We start from the raw sequence: 17848 nt of genomic DNA, 5'->3' as shown, positions 1-17848 counted from the left end.
GTGGTGTGGAGCCTAGACACCTCCACCACACCGGAGGTCTTCGCCATGATCAAGACCCAGCACTGTTAACAACGCTCGTGATCAATACAGCTAGGCCGTGCCCGGAGCCCTTCAGGCCGTAGGCGCGGGTCACCTCCTGCGAGATGCTGTCGGCGGTGCCGTCGCTCTTCGCGGCCAGGATGTCGACGCCGGGGGCGGCGATGTCCGGCTTGAGCGCGTAGTCGCCGTAGCGCGGCCCCATGGTGGAGAAGGAGGCCAGCCGGTCCTCGGCGTCGACCGCGGCGACGGTCAGCGCCGCGTCCGCCGTGCCCGGCGCGCCCATGACTCCCTCCATGCCCGCGTTGCCCGCCGCCACGACGAACGGGGCGTCGCTCTCGGCGCTGAGCTGGTTCAGCGCCTGACTCATCGGGTCCGTACCGTCGCTGGGCATCGAGCCGCCGAGGCTCATGCTGACGACCTTGGCGCCCTGGGCGACGGCCCACTCCATGCCGGCGATGACCCAGGAGTCTTCGCCGTAGCCGCCGTCGGCGAGCACCTTGCCCACCAGCAGGTCGGCACCGGGCGCGACGCCCTTCTCCGCCCCGTCCGAGGCGTCGCCGCTGCCGCCCACCGTGGAGGCGGTGTGGGTGCCGTGGCCGTTGGCGTCCGCGACGGTCTCACCCGGTACGAAACTGACGGACTCGGTGACCCGGCCGGCCATGTCGGGGTGGTTGAGGTCGACGCCGGTGTCGAGCACCGCGAGCTTGACACCCTTGCCGTCCAGGCCCGCGGCCCAGGCTTGCGGGGCGCCGATCTGCGCGGTGCTCTGCGCCAGGTCGGCGTGGACCTTGCCGTCGAGCCAGATCTTCGCGATCGTCGAGGAGTGCGGGGGTGCCGGCTGACGCCGCAGCGGGTGTCGCGGCACCGGAACGGTCCCCGGCCGGGGTGACGGCCTTCCAGGTCTGCCGTGCCTGCTTCTTGGTGGCCTTGACCGCGGCGGCATTGATGCTGGGCAGCGAGCGCACCTTGGTGGTGCCCTTCGGTGCGACGGGCACCGACCGCGTGGACTTCGATGCCTTGCCGTACGACACGATCAGCGGACGACGTCGCCCGTGATGAGGGTGACCGTGTGGGTCACGGCATGAGGCGCCGTCCCCGTCCCGGTCGAGGGGGTCGCGGTGCGGGCCGCCGCGGGGCCGATCGATCCGGTCAGCAGCGAGACGGTCGCGGCGCACGCGACCGTCGCGGCCAGGGTCTTCCAGCCGCGTTGGTAGCGAAGTACGTGGGGAAACATGCGACGGTCCTACAGGCCGCCGCCCGGGGCGTGGAGCGGTTACCCGTGGCGCAAGCGCGTCACGTCAGACATGGGACACGCCGCTGTGTCCGTCGCGGCCGGGGCGGCGGACGATCGCCGGCTCAGTCCGGGCCGGGTTCAGCAGAAGGGCCGCCCTGCTCCTCGTCGCGGGCCAGAAAGGCGGCCACTCCGGAGCCCACGGTCGGGAAGAAGCGGTCGGTTCCGATCTGCTGGGCCAGACCCGTCCGCCGAAGGACGGCGTGCAAAGGTGCTTTGGCCCGCGCCATCGCCAGAGTGATGCCACGGTCGGCGAGTTCGGTGTGCAGGTCCCGCAGCGCGTCGACCGCCGTAGCGTCGACGTAGACGATGGCTTCGGCGTTGAGCAGCAGCCACTGCACGTCGGGGGACGAGTCCTCCACGACCTCGCGGACCCGGCGCAGGAAGAACGGGGTGTTGGGAAAGAACAGCGGACCGTCGAATCGGTAGACGATCAGCCCCGGCACCGTCTGCGCCCGCTCGTAGCGGGCCACGTCGTGGTAGCCGTCGAGGTCCCGTACGCGCCCCAGCACCGCGTCGTGCGGGCGGACGGAGCGGTACACGAAGATGCCGAGGGACAGGCCCATCGCCACGAGGAGACCGCCGAGCAGGCCGAGAGCAAGCACGGCGACCATGGCGGTGACGGCGACGGCCGCCTCGGAGTCCCGCACCTTGCGCAGGCGTACGACCCCCTTCACGTTCAGCATGCCGAAGGCGGCGACCACGACGACCACCCCGAGGACCACCCTGGGCAGCGGTTCGATCCACGCGGTCGCGAACGAGGCGACCACCAGGACCACGGCGCCCGCAGTGATGCCGACCAGCTGCGAGCGGCCGCCGGACGCTTCTGCGACGGCCGTACGGGCACCGGCCGATGAGGTCGGCATGGCGTGCATCAGCCCGGCGGCGACATTGGCCGCGCCGAGCCCGGCGAGTTCACGGTTGGAGTCCAGCTCGTAGCCGTTGCGGGCCGCAGCGCCCCGGGCGATGGCGGTCGCGTCCCCGAAGGACAGCAGCGCCATGCCGGCGGCGGGAAGCGACAGGACCGACAGATCGTGCGAGCCGACGTGCGGGAGGCCGAACGAGGGCGGCCCGCCTTCGACGGCGCCGACCACCGCAATGCCTTGGGCCTGCAGGTTCAGGACCGCGGAAGCAGCTCCGGCCGCGACGACCACGATCAGGCTGCCGGGCAGGCGGGGGGTGAAGCGCTGCAGGGCGACCATGGCGGCCAGCAGACCGGCGCTCAGCAGCACCGTCGCCGCTTGGATGTCGCCCAGCTCGGCGACGAGTTCACGCAGCGTCGGAAAGAATCCGCCGGCCTGGATGTCCAGGCCGAGGAGTTTGCCCAGCTGGCCGACGATGATGATCAGAGCGACGCCGTTGAGGTAGCCCAGCAGAACCGGTTTGGACAGAAAGTCGGCCATAAAGCCGAGGCGCAGCAGCGCCGCGGCGAACATCACGCAACCGACCAGCAGGGCCAGGGCGGAGGTCAGCGCGAGATAGCGTCCGCCGTCGCCGCCGGCCAGCGGGGCGACCGACGTGGCCACCAGCGCGGACAAGGCGCCGTCGGGGCCGACCACCAGATGCCGGGACGACCCGAACACGGCGTAGGCGAGGAGTGGCAGGGTGGCGGCGTACAGGCCGACGACCGGCGGTACCCCGGCCAGTTCCGCCATGCCCATCGCGGCGGGTACGGTCACGGCGGCGACCGTGAGCCCGGCGACCAGGTCCGTGCGCCATTCGCCCGCCGGGCGCCCATGGAGCCGGGCGAGGCCGGGGCTGACGGAGGCCAGGCGGGGCTCGATCCGTCGCAGCGCTTCGCCCAGGGCCCGGCGTGGCCGGGTCACGGTCCCCGCTCCGCGGGCGGCCTCATGTCGTGGGCCCCCAGGGCGTCAGCCCCCAGCGGAGTACGTGCCGGGAGCCGGGGGCCAGGGCGGCGACCGCCGTGCCGCTGCGGAAGGCGTCCGGCGGGCAGGACATGGCCTCGACGGCGATGCTGCGGCGCCGTTCGGCCTCGGGGAGGGTGTCGCCGGTGAACACCTGCACGTATTCGGCGCCTTCGCCGAGCCACGCGTCGATGCCCTGGTGTCCGGAGGGATGTGCCAGGCGTACGACGACCCGGCCGGAGGGGTCCCGGTCGAGTCCGGCGAACGCCGTGTCCAGGGCCTGGTCGCCGATGGGCCGGGGGGTACGGAAGTCGTACGGCGTGCCTTCGACCGGCTCGCTGCCGACCGGCAGGCCCTGCTCGTCGGTGGGCAGCCACTGTCGCGCCGGTACGGTCAGCACCGCCTCGTCCACCAGGTCGGTGCCCACGGTGAGGTAGGGGTGCTGCCCCGCCCCGTACGGCGCCACGGTCTCCCCCAGGTTCGTCGCGGTGACGGTGACGGCCAGTCCCTCCGGGCCGAGCCGGTACTCGGCGGTGAGTTGCAGCCGGAAGGGGTAGCCGGGCTGGGGAAAGAGCGTGGTGCCCGTTCTCACCACCTTCTCCTCGTGGTCCAACAGGTTCCAGGGGGTCCAGCGGAGCAGGCCGTGGATGGCGTTGTTCTTCGCCGGTTCGTTCAGCGGGAGTTGCAGGTCCCGGCCGTTCCAGGTGTAGCGGCCGCCGCCCACCCTGTTGGGCCAAGGCACGAGGAGTTGGCCGCGGCCGCCGGTGATCGTCGCGTCGGCGTCGAAGCCGTCCAGCACGGGCCGGCCGCCCACCGAGTAGTGCCGGAGCGCGCTTCCCAGTTGGGCCACGACGGCGGTGTGGGAGCCGTGGCGCAGCTCCCATTGCTCGCCGGTCGAGTACGAGGAGGTCCGGCCCAGCAGCGAGACGACGGCTGCGACAACGGCGTCCGGCGGCCGGTCCACCGGCACCACCCACAGTTGTTCGTCGGGGGTCGGCTCCTGGAGGTCGGCGAACTGACTGTCCAGCAGTTCGGCGGGGAAGAAGTGGCCGTGCCTGGCGGCCATACGGGAGCGGATGAGCTCACGCGAGCCCTCCAGGTACACCATGCGTGCGCGGGGCCGGCCGGCGACCAAGTAGTCCCGGTAGGCACGTTTCAGCGCGGAACACGTCACCACGACGGGGCGGTGCGCGGCGAGCTGCTCGTCCATCCGTGCGGCGATGGTGTGGAGCCACGGCCGGCGGTCCTCGTCCGTCAGGGGTACGCCGGCCGCCATCTTGGCCCGGTTCGCCGGGGGATGAAGGTCGTCCGCCTCCAGGAAGGACCACCCGAGACGGTCGGCGAGCATGTGTCCCACGGTGGACTTCCCCGATCCCGACACACCGACGATGAGCAACACGAGGGGTGGCGGATCGCCGTCGGTTGCCGGAACGCGCTGAGTGCTGTGTGCCACGGTCCTGGGCGTCGCGGTCCTGGGGCGTCAAGTGGCCGACGGGCGCGGAGCGGCACACAGCGCCCAGATGACGAAGGCGTCGACGGCGATGAGGATGATGGCCCAGAACGGGGTGTAGGGCAGCCACATGAAGTTCGCGAGCATGCCCAGTCCGGCCAGCACGAGGCCGACGACGCGCGCCCACATGGCGCCTGTGAACAGCGCGAATCCCGCGAGGATGATGAAGACCCCGAGGATCAGATGGATCCAGCCCCAGCTCGTCAGGTTGAACTTGAAGACGTAGTTGCGGGTCGCGAAGAATACGTCGTCGTTGGCGATGGCGGAGATGCCCGCGAAGAGCGTCATGAATCCGCCGAAGACCATCAGGACCGCGGCGAACATCATCCACCCCGTCGCGAAGCCGTTCCCCGTGGGAGTCTGCGCCGCGCTGCCTTGAGGGCTTCCGCTCACATGACTGGTCATGGTGCGCTCCTTCCGCTCGTCCCGCCGGTCTGTCGGCGGGATGGCGAGCGGACACTCGGTTACCTCCAATCTCGGCCACGACGGGGCGGATCGCACCTCGAAAGGAGTAGTGGCGACTCGGTGCGGGATCAGTGCACGTGACACCGAGTGACCTCACCGAGAGTGATCAGTGGCGCTCGATGGGCAGCACGGCGATCACTGCGCGCCTCGCGCGCCTCGGGGTTCCCCGTTCCGCAATCCGTGCGGAGCGGGGAACCCTTTTCACATACGGGTCAGGCTGCGCCGAGTCGCGCCGTCAGCCGGAGACGTAGGCGATCAGCTTGGCCATGTTCCCGGTGTAGGCCGAGGAGGTGATGCCCAACGCGCTCTCCTGCGACTGGTACGGCGGCTCCGCCGGCACGTCGAGCGGGTTGTACGGCGACGTGTCGTAGGTGTCGCCGACGTGCTTGCTCATATAGGCCGTGCCGTCGTACGGAGTTGCGGGAGCCGGGCCCCGGTAGGGGTTGGTGGCGTTGCCGATGCGCGTCAGCCAGTGGTCCTTGGTACCGAGATCGTCGACCAGGGCGCCCGCCTCGGCCTCGGTCACCGTGGGCAGGGGCAGCGGGGCGTCCCGGAACAGGTCGGTCAGGTCGAGATCACGGATGCTGAAGTACGGGGGCAGCTCGCCGGGCCGGCCGGGCGTGAGCGGGGACCGGGCACGCAGGTCGGCGACGTCGGCGGGGCTGAGCGACATGAGCTCGTCGTACGTGGCCTTGAGCCCCGTGATGTCGATCGAGCGTCCGCCGGAGTAGTGGCTCAGGGTGTTCCGGTGGTCGTGGTCGTAGTAGTAGGCGCCGTTGCGGATGTTGGATCCGAAGCGGTGGACGAAGCGGGCGCGGTTCGTGTCCAGTTCCACGAACGTCGGATGCGTGGAGCTCTTCAGCCGCGGGTTCTCCCCCTTCTGCTCGCTGGTGAGGGGGCAGCTCTCCAGCCAGGCGATGGCCTCCGGCACGCGGCGCAGGTACGCGTGGTCGCCGGTCAGCCGGAAGTAGTGGAACAGCTGGCGCACATTGGTCTGGGTGGTGTGCGTGGTCAGGGCCCGGGGCTCGTAGGACCGGGCGCCTGCGGGTGCGCCCGCGGGGCGGCCGCCCACCGCGTACGCGAGGTGCTGGAGCCCCCATCCGGCCTGCGGACCGGGCTGCTGCAGACGGTGCAGGCAGGCCATGGCGCGCAGTACTGGCCGGTTCAGATCCCGCCGCCCGAGCGCCGAGGCGCACATGAGCAGGAACTTGATGTTCTCGCCCAGCACGTCGTCGTTGAACGTGACGTGCCGGGTGTAGTCGCCGTCCTCCATGCCGTGACCGACGTCGGGCGCCAGCCATGAGGGCCGGTCGGCGGGCCAGGGCATCTCGCTGACCGCGCCCGAGAACGCCGGGAAGCGCTGCGGCCATCCGCCGTCCGCGGGACCGCCGCGCAGCTGGGCCTTGAGCATGAAGTCGATGACGCGGTTCAGTGAGGCCTTGAACTTCGGGTGTCGGCGCTCGAGGTAGAGGCGCAGGATCAGCTGCGCGGCGGTGGAGGTGCCCGCGTCGTCGAAGGTGGCGTTGCCGTAGTAGTGCTGGAACTCCTCCAGACGCCATCCGTTGGCCCCGATGGTGTCGTACCACTGGCGCAGCGAGGTCTCGCCGGCGAAGTCGTGAATGTAGTTCCAGCCTCCGACGGGCAGTTGGGCGTCCACGAGGGCGAGGCCGGTGCGCTCGGCCGCGCGGTAGAACTCCTCGTCGCCGGTGGCGTGGTAGGCGTCGAGCATGCTGTGGCCGACGGTCGGGGTGCCGGGCGGCTGGACCCAGCACATGGTGCGCCGGGCCTCCATCTCGCCCCAGGTGGTGGAGAGATCGGGCAGATAGCTCCACACGTACGCACCCCGGTACGACACGTGCTCGTCCATGAAGACCGCGGCACGCCTCATGGCCGCCCGGACGGCGTCGTTACCGACACTGCCGGAGCCCGGCTGCGGCAGCTCTGCGGCCTGCGCCGGGCCGGACTGCAGGCCCCCGGCCAGCGAGGCGAGGACGGGCGCTGCGGCGAGCCGGGCGAAGGTGCGGCGGGACATGGCGGTGCCGGTGGGTCCGGTGGTGGGTGCGGTGGGCTCAGTGGATCCGGTGGGTCTCAAGGAGGTCGCCTCCAGGCATGACGGATCGGTTCGCGGGGAGTGGGATCGGCGTCGGGCCCAGGCCTATCACCGGTCGTTCGCGGCACTCAAGAGTTCGTACAGATGAAATCTGTTCAGATAACTGACCGATCTTGCAGGAAACACCTCCGGCTGACGCTCAGGATTCACGTATATGGACACCTTGGGTTCTGGACCATGCCGCCTGCACCCGCGCCGGGCTGCCGTGACTCGGCCACTACGATGCCGACGGGCCGGCCCGGAGACTGCGGAGGCCCGGACACTCGGGAGCAGCACGGACGGGAGCGAGCGGATGGACGGTGACCTCGGCCGGGGACGCGTTCTGGTCGTGGACGACGATCCGGCGATCCGGCGGTCGCTGGAGCGAGGGCTGCGGCTGGCCGGTTTCGCCGTGTCGCTGGCCGAAGGGGGACGGCCCGCTCTGGCCCACGTACGGCAACAGACGGCCGATGTCCTCGTGCTGGACATCTCCATGCCGGACGTCGACGGGATCCAGGTGTGCCGGACCCTGCGCGACGACGGCAACGACGTGCCCGTCCTGATGCTGTCGGCGCTGGACGAGACCGCCGACCGGATCGCCGGGCTCCAGGCGGGTGGCGACGACTATCTGGTCAAGCCATTCGCTTTGCAGGAGCTGGTGCTGCGGCTGGAGGCGCTGCTCCGCCGACGGCCGCCGAGGGCCACGGACGTGGTGCGGGTCGGTCCGCTCGTGCTGGATCCGGCGGCCCGCGAGGCCCGCATGGACGGGGAGCCGCTGTCGCTGACCCGGCGGGAGTTCGAGCTGCTGGAGGTCCTCGCGCGCAATGCGGGGATCGTGCTCACCAGGGACCAGCTGCTCGACCGCGTCTGGGGGTACGACTTCGAGGTGCGCACCGATGCGGTCGACACGTTCATCAGCTATCTGCGGCGGAAGCTGGAGAACGGCGGCCGCGCGCGGTGCATCCATACGGTACGGGGAGTCGGCTTTGTCCTGCGCTGCGACGACGACAGGGGCCGGAGCACATGAAACTGTCCACGCGTATCGCGCTCGCCGTCGGCATCACCGTGCCGGTGCTGGTCCTGGCGGCCGGCTGGCTGCTCCTCCAGCTGGTCGCCCGTGATCTGCATGCGGAACAGGACGCCCATCTGCGAACGCGAGCGGCGCTGGTCGCGGGAGATGCCCGCCGACTGCTGCGGGTCACAGCGGCCGACCGGCCTGCGGCGGTCGAGCAGGCCCGTGAGCGGCAGTTGTACGCCTCGGCCCTGGACGTCGGAATCCGGCTGACCGGGCCCCAGGGAACCGTGTCGGGCGGTCCTCAGCCCGGCGCTTCCGTACCCCTCCCCGACAGCGCACCCGGACCGGTCACTGTGGAGGACGGGAACGACAGCTGGCGCGTCCTGTCGGTCCGCGTACGGGGACCGCGACCCGGTGTCGACGGCACGCTGTGGCTCTTCTCGCCCGACACCGCGAGCCAGGACCGGCTGAAGCTCGTCCGCAGGCGCGTGGTGACCGTGGCCCTGCTGGCCGCTCCGGTGGCCGGCCTGCTGGGCCTGGCTGTCGCCTCCCGGGCCACCCGCCCGCTGCGGCGTCTGCAGCAGCGCACCAGCGGCCTCGACCCGACGGCGGACGCGGCACGGCTCGAGCACGCTCCGACCGGCGTCACCGAGGTCGACGACCTCGGGCGGACCCTGCAGACCGTGCTCGCCCGCTACGACGAGCAGGCCGCCCGGACCACCGCCGCCCTGGCCACCGCACGGTCCTTCGCGGCCGCCGCCGCGCATGAACTGCGCACGCCGCTGATGAGTATGCGGACGAACCTCGACATCCTCACCGAGCACCCCGACCTCGGAGCGTCGGACCGCACCGAGGTACTGGCGGATCTGCACAGTGAGCACACGCGGATGCTGGGCCTGCTGGTGATGCTTCGGGAGCTCGGCCGGGGCGACCTGGTCGAGGCCGACGCCTTCGGCCCGGTGGACCTCGCGGAGGTGATCGACGCCTCGGTCGCCGATGCCCGGCGCAGGCATCCCGCGGCGCAGATCGGGGTCCCGGAGGTGCCGCGCCTGAGCGTGTACGGATGGGAGCCCGGGCTGCGTACGCTCGTCGACAACCTCCTGGCCAATGCCCTGGTCCATGGGCGCAGCGCCGACGGGCGGGCCCGTATCGAGGTGGGGCTGAGAGCCGGCGGGCACCCCTCGCAACCGGTCGCGGTGCTGACGGTGGACGACCAGGGGCCCGGTATCCCGCCCCCGCAGCGTGATGCGGTGTTCCAGCGCTTCCGGCGCGGACCGGACAGCCCGGGCTCCGGACTCGGCCTCACCCTCGTCGCGCAGCAGACAGCCCTGCACCGCGGCGGCGTGCAGGTCCAGGACCGGCCATCGGGCCGCGGCACCCGGGTCGAGGTCCGCATCCCCGTGCTCACCGTGCAGGGTGGGACCGTGCCGTCGTTGCCGGCCGATCGGGACTGGTTGATCGGAACGGCTCAGCACCCACAAGGTTTCCACAAAGTCGGCTCCTAACTTCTGGCCGGGCGCAGGCGCATGGGCCTTGCCGCCCCCATCAGGAGGGAGACCGTCATGAGGACCTCGAAGACCGCCGCTCTGGCCTTCACCGCCGTCGCAGCCCTGCTCACCGCCACCGCAGGCGCGGCCTCGGCCGACACCGGGACGCCGTCACCGGGAAGCACGCCGACCGGTGACGGCGCGAAGGCGCTGTGCAAGCGTGTGCCGAAGATCGAGAAGCGACTGGAGCGGGCCCTGGACCGCCTCGGCGGCGACGCGACACGGATCGGGTCCATCAGCCGACTGGAGAAGCGCGTCGAGAACGCCAGGAAGGCCGGTCACACCGAGATCGAGACCTACCTCAACGGCAAGCTCAGCTTCCGCCGTTCTCTCGTTCCGACGCTGGAGAAGCGCCAGAAGGACCTGGCCGCGGTGAAGTCCTGGTGCCAGGCGAACAACAACGGGAGCGAGAAGTGACGGCCGTCCGGCGCACCGCCGTCGCCGTGGCGGCTGCGGCCATCTGCCTCATCGGCATCACGTGCATCACCGGCTGTGGTCGTGGCGACGACGGGGAGAGCAGCGGGGCAACCAGCGAGTCGGCGACCCCCGCTCCGGCGGAGGTGGCGGAGATGCAGAAACTTGTGGATGCCGCGGAATCGGCCGCCGCTGCGGCTGAATCGGCAGCGACCGAGGACAACTGAGAGGCAGGATTCACGAAAGGCTTCTCAGGGGATATTCTGAACTGTTGGCCAGGAATTGCCACGATCTTTACGGGCATTTTCCCATCGAGCTGGACAGCGGTGACGAATTCCTTGTTGTGGCTACTGTGTGCACACTGTACGGCTCAGTCACCCGTTCAGGCCCATGCCACCCGACGTCCTCCGCCGAGGCGTCCGGCTCCCCGGGCGGGCCTGAACACCGGCGACGGCCACCGCCGTGTCCAGACGGTCGAGTTCGAGTGGCAACCCGACGGTGGACGACGGACACTGAAGGTCGTGGTTTCGTGACCGATATAGGGCTCACGACCTCGTCGCTTCGGGATTGCCGGTACCGCCCGCCGCTGGAGCACGAGGACACCGGGTGCTCGGCTGCGTCGGCATCCGGTGGCCGAAATCTCCTCAAGGAGCTGGCATGGCGGAAAAATCTGTCGAGGTCTTGACGCCCGGGCCGGATGATGCGATTGCCGATCGCAGGCATGCCGGCCCGTCGACGGACACCGAGAGTAACCTCGCCGAGGTACTGGCTGATGTCGTGGCTGTCGAGCAGGTGTCGGTCGACAGCCATTTCTTCGATGACCTGGGCGCCAACTCGTTGGTCATGGCCCAATTCTGTGCGCGGGTAAGGAAGCGGACGGACCTGCCATCGGTATCGATAAAAGACATCTACCGGCACCCCACGATCCGAAGCCTGGCGGCGGCCCTCGCCGAAAACGCACCCACCTCGGCCGATTCGCAGGTCCCGGTGCCGGCCGAGGAAGTGGCACCAGGAAGCACAAGGCGATACGTCGTCTGCGGAATGCTGCAGCTCCTGATTTTCGTCGGGTATTGCCTCCTCGCCGGTGTTGTCACCGCCCGAGGCTACGAGTGGGTCTCCCAAGGATCGGGCCTGGTCGACGTCTATCTGCGGTCGCTCGTTTTCGGCGGCGCCGGTTTCGTAGGCCTGTGCGTCTTCCCGATCGTGGCCAAATGGATACTCATCGGCCGGTGGAAGCCCCGCGAATTCCCGGTCTGGGGACCGACCTATCTGCGCTTCTGGACCGTCAAGGCGCTGGTCCACGCCAACCCGATGATCTTCTTCGTCGGCAATCCGCTGTACATCCTGTACCTGCGGGCCCTCGGGGTGCGGATCGGCAAGGGTGTCACGATCCTCTCCCGCAGCGTTCCGGTCTGTACCGACCTGCTGACGATCGGCGCCGGTACGGTGATCCGCAAGGAGTCGTTCTTCCTCTGCTACCGGGCGCACGCCGGGCGTATCCAGACCGGCCGGATCACCCTCGGCCGGGACGTGTTCATCGGTGAGAAGACCGTGTTCGACATCGACACGTCCATGGGCGACGGGGCGCAGCTCGGCCACACGTCCGCGCTGCACAGCGGCCAGGTCGTCCCGGACGGCGAGCGGTGGCACGGCTCCCCGGCACAGCGCACGGAGCTCGACTACGTGAGGGTCCCGCCGACGGGCTGCGGGACGCTGCGCCGGGCCGCCTTCGGTCTCGTCACCCTCCTCCAGCTGTTCCTCCTGTACGTACCCCTGACCGTCGGGGGCGCGTACATGTTGCTGACGGAGCTTCCGGTCGTGGACAGGGTGCTGGCCCCGAACACAGTGGCCATCACGTCGCCGACGCTCTACATCGACGCGCTGTACCTCTCCCTCGCGCTGTTCTTCGGCCTGACTGTCGTGGGTCTCGGCGTGGTGTTCACCGTCCCCCGCCTGCTGAACCTGGCGGTCAAGCCGGACAAGGTTTATCCGCTGTACGGCCTGCATTACTCGATACACCGCGCGATCGCGCGTATGACCAACAGGAAGTTCTTCACCACGCTCTTCGGTGACAGCTCCTACATCGTCCATTACCTTCGCTGCCTCGGATATGACCTGTCCAAGGTCGAGCAGACCGGTTCGAACTTCGGCAGCAGAGTCGCTCACGAGACGCCGTATCTGAGTTCCGTCGGCACCGGAACAATGGTCGCCGACAGTATCTCGATCATAAACGCCGACTTTTCGAGCACGTCCTTCCGAGTGTCCCGCGCATCGATCGGTCCCCACAATTTCCTCGGGAACCGCATCGGCTACCCCTCCGGGGGCAGGACGGGTGACAATTGCCTGCTCGCCACAAAGGTGATGATTCCGCTCGACGGCGAGATCCGCGAAGGAGTGGGCCTGCTCGGCTCGCCCTGCTTCGAGATTCCCCGGTCCGTGGAGCGGGACAGCCGATTCGACCATCTCAGGACCGGAGACGCGCTGCACCGCAATCTTGCCGCGAAGAACCGCTACAACATCCGCACGATGGGATGGTTCCTGGCGGTGCGCTGGCTGCATTTCTTCGTGCTCACACTGCTCGGCCTCGCGACCGTCGAAATGTACGGTTTCTTCGGGGAGCTGATGATTGCCGTGTACTTGGCGTTCGCCCTTGCATTCAGCGCCTGCTACTACGTTCTGGTGGAACGCAGCATGATGAAATTCCGTCGGTTGCAACCGCAGCTGTGCTCCATCTACGAACCGTATTTCTGGTGGCATGAACGTCATTGGAAGGTGCCTGATGAATGGCTGGCCGTATTCAACGGCACGCCTTTCAAAGGCTTGGTCTGGAGAATGCTGGGCGTCCGGATCGGCAAGCGGGTGTTCGACGACGGGTGCGCATTGTCGGAGCGGACACTCACTGCCATCGGTGACGACTCCACACTGAACACGGGCACGGTCATCCAGTGCCACTCGCAGGAGGACGGCACCTTCAAGTCCGAGCCCAGCACCATCGGTGCCGGCTGCACCCTCGGCGTGGGCGCGCTCGTTCATTACGGCGTGACGATCGGCGACGGCGCCGTACTCGCCCCCGACTCCTTCCTCATGAAAGGCGAGGAAATGCCCCAGCGCGCACGGTGGGGCGGGAATCCGGCCACGGAAATGCGGGATGCCCCCTATCAGCCCGCAGCGGCTGTGCGGTGAGGGACGGGGGTGGATTCGATGGAAGCACATGTGAGGGGCACGGAGGCCGGCCGGGAGTTCTGGCACGGCGTGCTGATGGCCGGTGGTTCCACCGCGATCCCGCGGTGGACGCCCGACCCGGCGCCCGGTGGTCTTGCCGACTACGAGGTGACGGTCCCGGGCGACGTGGTGGGAGCGCTGCACGAGGTGGCGGATGAGACGGCGGTGCCGTTCAGCTCGGTGCTGCTGGCCGCGCATGCCAGGGTGCTGGTGGCGTTGTCGGGCGAGCCCGACGTGGTGACCGGGTATGTGGCGCAGGCGAGGGGCAGGGCGTTGCCCTGCCGGCTTTCGGCCGGACCCGGCTCCTGGCGGGAGCTGGTGCGGAGCACCGGTCGGGTCGAGTCCGAGGTGCTGGCGCACCGGGACTTTCCGGTCGGTGAGCTGGGGCGCGAGCTGGGCGTTGCCGGGCCGTCGTTCGAGACGGTCTTCGACCCGGCGGGCGTCGGTGACGCTCTCGATCTCGGCGAGGAGACGGTGCTGGGGCTGGGATTCTCGCGGCGCGGCAGCGGGCTGGTGTTGCGGGTGCGGTATCGGACCGAGGTGCTGGATGCCACGTACGCGGCCCGGATTGCCGGCTATCACGTCACCGTGCTCGGGCTGATCGCCGCCGACCCGGATGCCGAGCATGGGCGGCAGTGTCTGCTGTCGGCCGAGGAGTTCCGGTTCCAGGTCGAGGGGCTTGCCGGAGGGCGGCGGGAGCTGCCCGACCGCCGTTTCCACGAGTTGTTCGAGGGGCGGGTGCGGGCGCATCCGGATGCGGTGGCGGCCGTGTGCGGGGGGCGGGTGTGGTCGTACGGGGAGGTGAACGCGCGGGCGAACCGGCTGGGGCGGGCGCTGCTGGCGCGGGGGCTGGGCCGCGAGGGTGTGGTCGCGGTGGTCACGGAGCGGAACCTGAACTGGCTGGCGTGTGTGCTGGCGGTGTTCAAGGCGGGTGGGGTGTACCTGCCCATCGAGCCGCACTTCCCGGCCGAACGCATCGCAGCCACGCTGTCGCGCGCCGGCTGCGCCCTGGTGCTGACGGAGGCGGGCAGCACCACGACGCTCGACCAGGCCCTGACCGCACTGCCCGGCATCGACAAGCTCCTGGTCGATGCGGCGTACGAGGAGAACCACGCCGACGACGACCTCGGCATCAGCGTGGCTGCGGATCAGTTGGCGTACATCTATTTCACGTCGGGTTCGACGGGGGAGCCGAAGGGGGCGATGTGTGAGCACGCGGGGATGCTGAACCACCTCTTCGCCAAGATCGACGACCTGCAGATCGCAGAAGGCGCGGTGGTGGCGCAGACGGCGCCGCAGTGCTTCGACATCTCGCTGTGGCAGCTGATCTCCGGGCTGCTGACCGGTGGGCGGACCCTGCTGGTCGAACAGGACGCCATCCTGGACGTCCCCCGCTTCCTCGACACGATCGTCGACGGCCGGGTGGGAGTCCTTCAGGTCGTGCCGTCCTATCTGGAAGCCGTCCTGTCGGATCTTGAGCAGCATCCGCGCGAGCTGCCGGACCTCAGGTGTGTGTCTGTGACGGGTGAGGCGTTGAAGCGGGAGCTGGCCGAGCGCTGGTTCACCGCGATGCCGAGGGTCAAGCTGGTCAACGCCTACGGGCTGACCGAGACCTCCGACGACACGAACCACGAGGTGATGGACCGGGCCCCGGAGAAGGTCCTTTTGGGCCGGCCGGTGAACAACGTGCACGTCTACGTCGTCGACGAGCATCTGGCGCCGGTGCCGCTGGGCGCGCCGGGCGAGATCGTGTTCTCCGGGGTGTGCGTGGGCCGCGGTTACGTCAACGACCCGGAGCGCACGAGGACGGCCTTTGTGCGCGATCCGCACCGGCAGGGGCAGCGGCTGTACCGGAGCGGTGACTTCGGCCGCTGGCAGCCCGGCGGGAAGCTGGAGTTCCTCGGCCGCCGGGACACACAGGTGAAGATCCGGGGGTTCCGGATCGAGATCGGCGAGATCGAGAACACCCTGCTCCGCGCCCCGGGAGTGCGCGACGGCGCGGTGGTGGTCACCGAACGCGCCGATCACAGCAAGCATCTGGTGGCCTTCTACACCAGCTCCTACCCGCTCGAAACGGACGCCCTGCAGAACCAGCTGGGCGCCAGCCTGCCCGTCTACATGGTTCCCTCCGTCTTCCACTGGCGGGAAAGCCTCCCGCTGACCCCCAACGGCAAGACCGACAAGAAGGCGCTGACGGCCCTCGCGACGGAGCTTGCCGCGGCCGGGGACGAGCCCGGTGACGTGCGTGATGCACCGACATCGCCGGCCGAGGAGCGGCTGGCGGCCGCCTGGGCGAAGGTGCTGGGCATCCCTCAGGACCAGATCGGGCGGATGGACCACTTCTTCGACCGCGGCGGCACCTCCCTGTCCGCGGTGAAGCTGGCGATCGCCCTGGACCGGGCCGTCTCCCTGAAGGACATCACCCGCCACCCCCACCTCGCCGAACTCGCCGAACTCGTCGACGGCAGAACCCAGCGGCGACCCGGGCTGTTGCATCCGCTGTCGGAGTCGGACGGTGCGCGGGCCGGTGCCCTGGTGTGCTTCCCGTACGCCGGTGGCAACGCGGCGAACTTCCAGCCGATGGCAAGGGCATTGCCGGGCGGCGGGCGCGCGGTCTACGCAGTCGAGCTGCCCGGTCACGATCTGGCCGCCGCCACGGAGAACGAGCCCTTCGCGACGATGGCACAGGTGGTCGAGCAGGTCGTCGCCGAGATCGAGCGGCTCGGCCTGACCAGGGTCCTGCTGTGGGGCCACTCATCCGGCGCCGCGTTCGCCGTGGAGACGGCCAGGACGCTGCAGGAGCGCGGGGTGGACGTCGGGCGGGTGTTCCTCGCGGCGCAGTTGCTCGGCGACGCCGTCGACCGGCGCGCCGCCATCGCCGGGCTGACCGGGCGGAGCAACGCCGATATCGCCGCAGAGCTGAGCGCGGACGGCGGCCATACCGAGCTGGGTGAGCTGGATGCGCAGCACACCGAGCACGTCGGCGCCGCCTACCGGCACGACTGTGTGTCCGCGCACCGCTACTTCGCCGACGCCCTGGATGCCCCGCCGGCGGTGAAACTCTCCGCGCCGGTGACCGTGGTCGTCGCCGCCGACGATCCGCACACGGCCGCGTATCCGCTCCGGCACCGCGACTGGCAATTCCTGGCCGAGCACGTCGACCTCCACGAGCTCGCCGACGGTGGCCACTACTTCCTGCGTACCCGTCCGACCGAGGCGGCCAAAGCCGTGCTGCGCGCCGCCGAATGGCCGGCATCCTCCTGAGCCGCGACTGAAAGGAACAACGAGATGTCGTCCTCATCCCCGACATCGACGCTCGATGTGGAGTCTCAACCCGGCAAGCCTCCGGTGCTGCGGGTCGAGACGACCGTCGACGCGGCGAGCTGGGTGGCCGAGCAGCGGGACGCGCTGCGTGCCGTCGTCGCCGAGCATGGTTCGGTTCTGGTGCGTGGGCTGGGTCTGCGTGACGTGGCCGGGGCCGGTGCGGTCTTCGACCGGCTGTCCACGGGCCTGCTGACCGAACGGGAAGCCTTCGCCCCTCGCCAGATGTACTCGGATGGCGTGTACTCGTCGTCGACGTGGCCGCCGAACCAGCCGATGTGCATGCACCACGAGCTGAGTTACACACTCGAGTTCCCCGGCCTGATGCTGTTCGCGTGCCTGAGGGCGCCCGCCGGCGGTGGGGCGACCGGGGTGGCCGATGCACCGACCGTGCTTCAGGCCCTGCCCGCGGAGCTGGTGGAGCGGTTCGAGCGGGAGGGCTGGCTGCTCACCCGCTCCTACAACGACGAGATCGGGGCGTCGGTGGCCGAGGCGTTCGGCACCGACGACCGGGCCGCCGTGGAGGGGTACTGCCGGGCGAACGGTATCGAGTTCGCGTGGCAGGACGACGGCAGCCTGCGCACCCGCCAGCGGCGCAGCGCGGTGGTGCGTCATCCGGTGACGGGCCGGCGGTGCTGGTTCAACCAGGTCGCGTTCCTGAACGAGTGGACGATCGCCCCGGAGGTGCGCGAGTACCTCATCGAGGAGTACGGGGCGGACGGGCTGCCCTTCAACACCCGCTACGGCAACGGGGACCCGATCGGCGAGGACGTCATCCAGCTGCTGAACAAGGTCTACGAGGACAGCACCCTGCGTGAGCCGTGGCAGGCCGGCGACCTGATGCTGGTCGACAACATCCGCACCGCCCACAGCAGAGAAGCCTACGAAGGCGAACGCGAGGTACTCGTCGCGATGGCCGACCCGGTGCGCCTGGCCGACTGCTCACCGACCATCGAGGTGAGGACCGCATGACCACCACCGTGCCCCCGTTCGCGGTGATCTCCGGCGCCCAGGTGCACAGCGTGCTGCAAGGGCGCGAGAAGGAGATCGTGGAGCTGGTCGAGGCCACC

At 69.6% G+C, this 17848-nt stretch carries 13 protein-coding genes; 7 read left to right on the top strand and 6 right to left on the bottom strand.

Translation table 11 applies throughout. The features are described 5' to 3' along the window. Positions 1–49 precede the first annotated feature (49 nt). The 6 genes from ACWCXB_RS35835 to ACWCXB_RS35810 all read right to left on the bottom strand — a co-directional run bounded on the left by ACWCXB_RS35835 (position 50) and on the right by ACWCXB_RS35810 (position 7262). Positions 50–904: a S8 family serine peptidase gene (locus tag ACWCXB_RS35835; protein WP_450728563.1), complete on the bottom strand. Its 855-nt coding sequence runs from the start codon at positions 902–904 to the stop codon at positions 50–52. A gap of 168 nt (positions 905–1072) precedes the next feature. Next, complete coding sequence (locus ACWCXB_RS35830) at positions 1073–1273, bottom strand: hypothetical protein (RefSeq protein ID WP_450728562.1); 201 nt, start codon at positions 1271–1273, stop codon at positions 1073–1075. Positions 1274–1395: 122 nt separating this feature from the next. Further along, positions 1396–3156 (bottom strand): SulP family inorganic anion transporter, encoded by a 1761-nt coding sequence (locus ACWCXB_RS35825; RefSeq protein WP_450728560.1) that lies wholly within the window; start codon positions 3154–3156, stop codon positions 1396–1398. Positions 3157–3178: 22 nt separating this feature from the next. Beyond that, on the bottom strand, positions 3179–4543 hold the full coding sequence (locus ACWCXB_RS35820) for an aldose epimerase family protein (protein ID WP_450728558.1): 1365 nt from the start codon (positions 4541–4543) through the stop codon (positions 3179–3181). Positions 4544–4675: 132 nt separating this feature from the next. Continuing rightward, positions 4676–5110 (bottom strand): DUF7144 family membrane protein, encoded by a 435-nt coding sequence (locus ACWCXB_RS35815; RefSeq protein WP_450728556.1) that lies wholly within the window; start codon positions 5108–5110, stop codon positions 4676–4678. A 295-nt stretch (positions 5111–5405) separates the two neighbouring features. Then, a complete protein-coding gene (locus tag ACWCXB_RS35810; RefSeq protein WP_450728554.1) occupies positions 5406–7262 on the bottom strand; it encodes a pectate lyase in 1857 nt (618 codons plus the stop codon). Between the two features lie 310 nt (positions 7263–7572). On the opposite strand from ACWCXB_RS35810, the gene ACWCXB_RS35805 reads away from it, so the two are divergent. The 7 genes from ACWCXB_RS35805 (at position 7573) to ACWCXB_RS35775 (ending at position 17750) form a co-directional block, all read left to right on the top strand. Beyond that, positions 7573–8286: a response regulator transcription factor gene (locus ACWCXB_RS35805; protein ID WP_450728552.1), complete on the top strand. Its 714-nt coding sequence runs from the start codon at positions 7573–7575 to the stop codon at positions 8284–8286. Then, a complete protein-coding gene (locus tag ACWCXB_RS35800) occupies positions 8283–9779 on the top strand; it encodes a sensor histidine kinase (RefSeq protein WP_450728550.1) in 1497 nt (498 codons plus the stop codon). The genes ACWCXB_RS35805 and ACWCXB_RS35800 overlap by 4 nt, the downstream gene beginning before the upstream one ends. A gap of 57 nt (positions 9780–9836) precedes the next feature. Further along, a complete protein-coding gene (locus ACWCXB_RS35795) occupies positions 9837–10238 on the top strand; it encodes a hypothetical protein (protein ID WP_450728548.1) in 402 nt (133 codons plus the stop codon). Beyond that, complete coding sequence (locus ACWCXB_RS35790) at positions 10235–10462, top strand: hypothetical protein (protein WP_450728546.1); 228 nt, start codon at positions 10235–10237, stop codon at positions 10460–10462. The genes ACWCXB_RS35795 and ACWCXB_RS35790 overlap by 4 nt, the downstream gene beginning before the upstream one ends. Positions 10463–10892: 430 nt before the next feature. Further along, positions 10893–13418 carry a Pls/PosA family non-ribosomal peptide synthetase gene (locus ACWCXB_RS35785; protein ID WP_450728544.1) on the top strand — a complete coding sequence of 842 codons (2526 nt, stop codon included), beginning with the start codon at positions 10893–10895 and terminating at the stop codon, positions 13416–13418. Between the two features lie 18 nt (positions 13419–13436). Next, complete coding sequence (locus ACWCXB_RS35780; protein WP_450728542.1) at positions 13437–16721, top strand: non-ribosomal peptide synthetase; 3285 nt, start codon at positions 13437–13439, stop codon at positions 16719–16721. Between the two features lie 24 nt (positions 16722–16745). After that, complete coding sequence (locus tag ACWCXB_RS35775) at positions 16746–17750, top strand: TauD/TfdA family dioxygenase (RefSeq protein WP_450728540.1); 1005 nt, start codon at positions 16746–16748, stop codon at positions 17748–17750. The last annotated feature ends 98 nt before the right edge of the window (positions 17751–17848 follow it).

The organism is Streptomyces sp. NPDC001514 (assembly GCF_053597075.1).
The sequence above is the reverse complement of the archived record's forward strand: the minus strand, read 5'-3'. Positions and strand labels throughout refer to the sequence as shown.

Bases quoted from the DNA above. Each gene is read 5' to 3' on its own strand.
- ACWCXB_RS35830 (WP_450728562.1), bottom strand. From the start codon at position 1,273: ATGTTTCCCCACGTACTTCGCTACCAACGCGGCTGGAAGACCCTGGCC.
- ACWCXB_RS35820 (WP_450728558.1), bottom strand. From the start codon at position 4,543: ATGCTCGCCGACCGTCTCGGGTGGTCCTTCCTGGAGGCGGACGACCTT.
- ACWCXB_RS35815 (WP_450728556.1), bottom strand. From the start codon at position 5,110: ATGACCAGTCATGTGAGCGGAAGCCCTCAAGGCAGCGCGGCGCAGACT.
- ACWCXB_RS35805 (WP_450728552.1), top strand. From the start codon at position 7,573: ATGGACGGTGACCTCGGCCGGGGACGCGTTCTGGTCGTGGACGACGAT.
- ACWCXB_RS35800 (WP_450728550.1), top strand. From the start codon at position 8,283: ATGAAACTGTCCACGCGTATCGCGCTCGCCGTCGGCATCACCGTGCCG.
- ACWCXB_RS35795 (WP_450728548.1), top strand. From the start codon at position 9,837: ATGAGGACCTCGAAGACCGCCGCTCTGGCCTTCACCGCCGTCGCAGCC.
- ACWCXB_RS35785 (WP_450728544.1), top strand. From the start codon at position 10,893: ATGGCGGAAAAATCTGTCGAGGTCTTGACGCCCGGGCCGGATGATGCG.
- ACWCXB_RS35780 (WP_450728542.1), top strand. From the start codon at position 13,437: ATGGAAGCACATGTGAGGGGCACGGAGGCCGGCCGGGAGTTCTGGCAC.
- ACWCXB_RS35775 (WP_450728540.1), top strand. From the start codon at position 16,746: ATGTCGTCCTCATCCCCGACATCGACGCTCGATGTGGAGTCTCAACCC.